Annotated in this window: 4 protein-coding genes and 2 tRNA genes; 4 read left to right on the forward strand and 2 right to left on the reverse strand. The window is 37.4% G+C overall.

The window, feature by feature from the left end; genetic code table 11:
* Positions 1-422 precede the first annotated feature (422 nt).
* Positions 423-1,040, forward strand: a complete 618-nt coding sequence (locus H541_RS0106125; protein ID WP_022796445.1) for a superoxide dismutase — start codon at positions 423-425, stop codon at positions 1,038-1,040.
* Between the two features lie 307 nt (positions 1,041-1,347).
* On the opposite strand, the gene H541_RS0106130 is transcribed toward H541_RS0106125, so the two are convergent.
* Both H541_RS0106130 and H541_RS0106135 read right to left on the reverse strand, forming a co-directional pair.
* On the reverse strand, positions 1,348-1,926 hold the full coding sequence (locus H541_RS0106130) for a hypothetical protein (protein WP_022796446.1): 579 nt from the start codon (positions 1,924-1,926) through the stop codon (positions 1,348-1,350).
* Between the two features lie 230 nt (positions 1,927-2,156).
* Positions 2,157-2,681, reverse strand: coding sequence for a transcription repressor NadR (locus H541_RS0106135; protein ID WP_033420820.1), 525 nt, complete (start codon positions 2,679-2,681; stop codon positions 2,157-2,159).
* 514 nt (positions 2,682-3,195) lie between these two features.
* Here H541_RS0106135 and H541_RS0106140 point away from each other — a divergent pair.
* From H541_RS0106140 to H541_RS0106150, 3 genes are all read left to right on the forward strand, one after another.
* Positions 3,196-3,277: transfer RNA gene (locus H541_RS0106140), tRNA-Leu, on the forward strand.
* Between the two features lie 142 nt (positions 3,278-3,419).
* Positions 3,420-3,503, forward strand: a tRNA-Leu gene (locus tag H541_RS0106145).
* A gap of 429 nt (positions 3,504-3,932) precedes the next feature.
* Positions 3,933-5,861: a heavy metal translocating P-type ATPase gene (locus H541_RS0106150; RefSeq protein WP_026501671.1), complete on the forward strand. Its 1,929-nt coding sequence runs from the start codon at positions 3,933-3,935 to the stop codon at positions 5,859-5,861.
* The last annotated feature ends 244 nt before the right edge of the window (positions 5,862-6,105 follow it).

Here is a 6,105-nt window from a genome sequence, read left to right on the forward strand (position 1 = left end):
TAGTTAAACAAAAACTAGAGGGTTACTTGTCCTGGTAATTCCTATGTCAGCTCAAACGAAAAAAGGTCATTTCTTAAGAATGGTGGCTTTCTTCATTAGCTATTTCTAGTAGAACTACATCAAAAACGGCTAGTTTCATAGCAATCAGTCTCTAATTTGAGATTAAAACTGCGATATACTTGAGGCTAGTGATGTAGTCTTCTACCTTACAACATATCCTCCCGGATAGAATAAAGAAGCTCCTTCCTTGATAGTCATATATCACAAGGAAGGAGTTTCTTTCGTTATCCGAGGATTATGCTCAATTTTCTAGTGATTTTCTCTCTCATTATGAGCGCTTTGCTTTATAAAAACGTTTGCCTTTGATATCATTATCACTGTAAGAACAATTGCTTCAAAATAAGAAAGGGGTATTCAATTTTATGTCTTATACTTTACCAGATTTACCATACGCATATGATGCACTAGAACCAGTAATCGACGAGGAAACTATGCATCTGCATCATGACAAACATCATAACACTTATGTCACTAATCTAAACAAGGCATTAGAAAGTCATCCAGAGCTTGGCGAACAACCGATCGAATCGTTAGTCGCGCATTTAAACGAAGTCCCTGAAGATATCAAAACAGCAGTACGTAATAATGGTGGCGGACATGCTAACCATAGTTTCTTCTGGACTATTCTTCAAGCTCCAGTTGATGGTCAAAACCTACCTACTGGCGCTGTTTTTGAAGCTATTGAAAGTACATTTGGATCATTTGATGACTTTAAAAAAGAATTTGCACAATCTGCAACAGGACGTTTTGGATCAGGCTGGGCCTGGCTAGTAGTTTCTGATGGTAAATTAGAGATTGTATCTACACCAAACCAAGACTCTCCTCTAACAGATGGTAAGACACCTATTTTAGGATTAGACGTTTGGGAACATGCTTATTACTTAACTTACAAAAACGCTCGTCCAAAATACATCGAAGCCTTCTGGGGCATTGTTAACTGGGACGAAGTTGCACGGCGTTATACAGAAGCTTTAGCATAAACTAAGGTTTAGTTAAACCTTGAGCTAGAACTTAAGTTAGAACTTGAGTTATTATCAACAGTAAAGCTGTTTTATTATAAAACTAAAAAGAAGGAGTTATGACTGTAACAGTCATAACTCCTTCTGTCGTTTATCTATTTTTCGTTTTCTATTTCCTTTATCCATTTATTTAATGTAACTTAATTAAAGTAACTAAATTAAGAAACATGTTCAAGTAGCTTACTATACAGGTAGCTTACTATAAGTAAAGCAACTTGCTAGACTAACTGATACATTCAACGGAACTGCTATTTAAACACTACTCTACTTAGAATGGTTTGCTAGTAACAGAAACACTGAGTTTTCTTGGCAACCGATTGACTAGAGCGCCCCATAGCCATTGAGCGATGACGAAGTCAACCATCGAATGGACAATCGTCCCCAAGCCAACTAAGACAAACACCATGAACCATAAACTAGTTTGGTTATCAAGATGACTCATACCAGTAGTTAACATGACGTAAACAACTGCCATCTCCCCAATCGCATGTAGAATTGCAATAAACAAAGAAAACAGTTGACCCTTCATAGGCGCCAAGTATCTTTCGCTATTGTTTTGTAACATAAAGGCTCCTGTTACAGCGAATAACACATGAGATAACGCTCGAAGCACTATGATAATTGGAAATGAAGCCCATAAAAATCCTAAAGTTGTTCCCACAGTAACCATTAAAGCAGACCATGGTGAGATAAACATCGCTAGCATAATAGGAACATGACTTCCTAACGTATAAGAAGCCGGTCCAATCACGACTTTCACTGGCATTATAATAGGAATTACTATCCCTATTGCGGTTAGTATAGCCGTCATCGTAATCATTTGAGCATTGATTTTTTTCGTTGTCATTTTCATATCCCTTCTCGTCTTATAAAGACAATAAAAATTGTTTGATTCAATCTTATTGTAATGATTGCGAGTTAGGGTGTCAAGACACGTATATAGACAACGAGGAGTTTTTATAAACTGTCTTCTAAGTTTTTCATGTTTCTGGCCTTCTACATCTTTTTTTCTAACTTTCACGTTAGGCTTACTTTCAAGTTAATCTTCTAATATCTTATTCATCTTATTCTGGAGTTCTAATTATCTCCTTCATATAGTAACCCTGCACTGCTTAGCTCTTGCACAATTTTATTAAAGTGGTTTTGGTCGTCTACTATAAGGTTGTGACAATGAACACCATCTGTCACTTCTGACAGCAAATGTCCATCTTTTTCCTTTAATTCATTTAAAAACTGTTGAACATCCAGTCGATTTTTAATATTTAATTCGCCCTTGATCACCCCATAAACTGGATGATCTATTTCGACATCCTTTACAACACCACCATTGTCAACGATCAATTGCAATTCCTTTTCACAGTCAGCTAGAGAATGTTTGCAAGTGATTGAAAATATCTTGCCATCGTTTATAAATTGCGACTTTAAGACATACCCGCATGCCGTCGCAACAATATCGATGCCATTAGCTCGAATCCAAGAAATATCATTAACGATGACCTGCCGAGATACGCCCGTTTTCTTTGCTAATTCTCTAGCAGTGATTGGCTCAATTGATTTCTGTAAAACGGATAAAATAAAATGCCGTCTCTCCACGATTCCCATTTTTTTCAATATTTTTCTCCTCATTTATACACTTTTACATCACATTTGCTTAGCATGTTAAATTAGCATTTGTCCCCACACTCGTACATAGTGCTCGTATAACACATTCAAGTGTAACACCCTGTAACACTTGTATGAAACACTTATATGAAACGCTCGAATGTAACGCTTATACATAACAGACCTACTTACTGACATTATAACCAATTTAAAATTCAAACCAAAACAATCTTCTCAAGAACAGAAAAATACTTCTATTTAATATTCTTATCGTTTTAGAGCTAAATTTTCCGTTGGGCTTTCTGCTTTGTCTGACATAAAATTTATCCAGTTTAGATTCATTTTTATATTTTATCATTTAAAGGGTAACTATTGCCCAGAGACATGCTATAACTATCATTTCTTTCCAACTAAATAAGTGATAAAAAACCTATAAAGCGATTACCATTTCTCATTGACAATCAGCCAATATAGTCATACTATTGATAAGTGCTCTTTTCTTAGTTGAGCTAAAGCGGTCATGGCGGAACTGGCAGACGCGCTGTCTTCAGGCGGCAGTGAGGCAACTCGTGGAGGTTCGAATCCTCTTGGCCGCATATTTTTTTATTGGTAAATCAATAAGAATTAGACTTTGAATGCTTAAATGAATATATTTGATGGTTGCTCATAAGCCCTATCAATTACCTTATAATAATACTAGACAATAGATGTATGACTTGCTAAAATAGTAATGTTGACGCGGTCATGGCGGAATGGCAGACGCGCTAGCTTGAGGGGCTAGTGGGAGTATCTCCCGTGGAAGTTCGAGTCTTCTTGGCCGCATAGTATTATAAGAGTATCTCAAACTCACTTGATTCAGAATTCTCTGGTTCAAGTGAGTTTTTTTGTTTTTTATTAATTTTTCATTTATCACTCCCTCATCAGCCTGAAAAGATAGAAATGATAACCCATTTCCAACTGTACCATCGCTTGACATATGAACATCTGTTCATTTATAATTCAAGTAGATAGATGAATAGTCATTCATGTTTAGGTGATTAACTATTAAAATGCTCATATTAAACACTCACATATTAAACACTCACAACTAAACCGACTAATAATCATTAATTGGTAAAATCTGCAAAATAATTAATTGAAATAGAGAAAAGGAGGGTCATTATGGCTGACACAAAGAAACTTCATAAAGCAGAATATAGTCATATTAATCGCGAAGGATCCCTGGCGGTAAATACTCGGGGAAAAGAACATATGGAAGAAGCCGAACATAAGCAGCATCATGACCATTCTCACAGTCATAACGTTGCCTTGTTGACTTATGGTCTGGGTCTTTTGATTTATCTTGTTGCTTTATTGACCCCTATTGGAGCTGTGACAAAGAATGTCTTTTATGCCGTAACGATTCTTTTATCTGGCTATCACGTCATTTGGGAAGGAATCATTGAAACGATTGCCGAATCAAAAGAACATCATTCTTTGAGACCTAACGTCCATATTCTGATGACAGTGGCTACGATTGGAGCCTGTATAATTGGGGACTTCAACGAAGGTGCTCTTCTGATCTTGATATTTGCAGGAGCTCATTTCCTTGAAGAATACGCAGAAGGAAAGAGTAAACGTGAAATCAAGGGATTATTAGCCCTAAATCCTACTGAAGCACGTTTAGTTGCGGAAGATGGATCAGTTTCTACCGTAGCTGTGTCTGCTTTAAAAACTGGAGATACCTTAAAAGTTTTACCTGGAGATCAAGTCCCTACTGATGGAAAAATTTTAAATGGACATGCTGTATTAAACGAATCTGCCATTACTGGCGAAAGTATGCCTGTCGAAAAATCAAGTGGTGACATCGTTTTTGGTGGAACGATCAATCAACACGTTGCATTTTCAATGATAGTCACTAAAGACAGCTCGGAAACAGTCTTATCTAAAGTGTTGCACTTGGTAGAAGAATCGCAAAAAAATCTTCCCAAGGCTGCTACCAAAATTAAAAAATTAGAACCGACCTACGTTCTGACCGTCTTAGCTTTGGTACCTCTATTTATTGTTCTTGCTCCTTACATTATGGGATGGACTTACTACGAAAGTTTATACAGGGGCATGGTTTTTCTAACCGTACTGTCGCCTTGCGCCCTTGCCGCAAGTGTTGTTCCAGCTACGCTTTCTGGTATTTCAAATCTTGCTAGACATGGGGTCTTGTTCAAAGGTGGTACTTACTTAAACAATCTTGCCGATATAAAGGTTGTAGCTTTTGATAAGACTGGCACATTGACTAAGGGTGAGCCTGAGGTAACCGACTCTTTCTTCTTACCCTTTAAAGACCATAGTGAAGAGTTGATGATCAATGTTTTAGTCCAAATGGAACAAAGTGCGAACCATCCGTTAGCAGATGCTATACTCAACCATTTCTCACCCTCCAACCAGTTTGAATTATCGGTCTCAACGGAACTAGGAAAAGGGTTAACAGCCGTTTACAACGATCACAGGTATACCATCGGAAAGCCATCGAATCATTCAGAACTCCCAGAGAGTTTACGAGCTAAAGTAACCCAATTCAGTCAAGAAGGTAAAACAGTTGTCGTCTTTGGTATTGATGGTACTCCTGTAGGCGTTATCGCTATGATGGATTTGCCAAATAAGAATGCAAAAGCCGCCATCAAACATCTAAAAGACTCGGGCGTTCACACTGTGATGCTGACTGGTGATAGCACTGTAACTGGTGAAGCTATCGCGAATCAATTAGGGATTGATGAAGTGATTGGTAACATCCTTCCAGAAGACAAGGCGAGCATTGTCAAGGATTTACAAAAGTCAAATGGTTCAACTGCCATGATTGGTGACGGCGTCAATGATGCCCCTGCCCTCGTTCAAGCCGATATTGGATTTGCTATGGGAGATGGTACTGACGTTGCCATTGATGTTGCAGATGCGGTTATCATGCAAAATGATCTCAGACGATTAAGCTATGCAGTCTTAATATCAAAACGATTGAAATCGATTGTATGGCAAAATATCTTCTTCTCATTGGCTGTGATTGCTCTGTTATCCGTTTTAAATGTCTTAGGCAAAATGGATATTGGTTTAGGAGTCTTAGCCCACGAAGGTAGTACATTAGTTGTCATACTGAATGGTTTAAGATTGCTAACAACACCTTTGCTAAAGAAACAAGCTTCTCTTCATTAACAAGCTTCTCTTCATTAACAAGCTTCTCTTCATTAACAAGCTTCTCTTCACTAATGACCTTCTCTTCATCAACAAGTTTTACTTTATAGAAAATAATTTAAATCAATTAATTTTAGCAGGCTATTGAATATTGACTAATAGTGATACCTCACACTTTAAACACTAGCTTCCATGTCTCCTAAAGACATGGAAGCTAGTGTTTTCGTTGCCTTACTCTACTTTTTTGCACTATCATTTTTTGCTT

It is taken from the genome of Bavariicoccus seileri WCC 4188, assembly GCF_000421665.1.
Classification (GTDB): domain Bacteria; phylum Bacillota; class Bacilli; order Lactobacillales; family Aerococcaceae; genus Bavariicoccus; species Bavariicoccus seileri.